We start from the raw sequence: 755 nt of genomic DNA on the forward strand, positions 1-755 counted from the left end.
GCCATCGACTCGACTTTGGATTGATGTTCTCTCAACGTACTTTCTAGCAGCACGCCAGATGCGTTTCGATAAACGAGCGCAGCAATGCTGGAAAAGGCAATTACTAGGCACAAAGTGATGACTAACTTTAGTTGAAAGCCAACACTTTGATTTCGGTACTTTGCTAACATGGAATGTCTTCCTGATATATTTATAACTTATGAGTTTTGTATCGGCATGCTATCGGTTTATATGAATAATTTTTTTGATATCTATTAATTAAATTGTCAAAAAACTCAGATAACCAATGGGTTAGTTAGAAAGTGACCGAGGAAGAACGGAAATGATTTCAAAAAAAGGCCGGATGAGCCGGCCTAGGAAGATTATTGTGCAGCAATCACTGTCACGAGCTCGTAGCTCTCGCCTGGCTCAAGAGTCTTGCCTTCTTCAATACTTTGCGCATGAAGGGCAGATTCCACACACAGCATGTTTTCATAGCCATTGTCAGCCATATCTCCCATCCCTTGTGCACCTTCCGCCCACGGGTTCCATAGTACTGCGGAGTTATGGCCGCGGTTCGCTACGCTCAACGTGCGGTTAAGAACAGGGTCTTTCACTAAAATTTGAGCTTCTGGTTGCGTGTATACGCGATCGATGGTGTCAGTCAGTTGAAGAACCTCACCACCCTGACACACTTCGCTATTTTTCAAGCTGTCGATGTACTCATTGCCCATACCTGTTGTTTGCGCTTGTTTGATATCGCCCACGTTTAGGTA

1 pseudogene is annotated in these 755 nt (G+C 44.1%); it reads right to left on the reverse strand.

The annotated features are described in order from the left end of the window. Nucleotides 1-362 precede the first annotated feature (362 nt). Nucleotides 363-755 (reverse strand): annotated as a pseudogene (locus R8O10_RS24870) (D-hexose-6-phosphate mutarotase); the annotation flags it as partial.

Origin of the sequence: Vibrio sp. 1727, from assembly GCF_033344415.1 — a bacterium.
GTDB lineage: Bacteria > Pseudomonadota > Gammaproteobacteria > Enterobacterales > Vibrionaceae > Vibrio > Vibrio alginolyticus.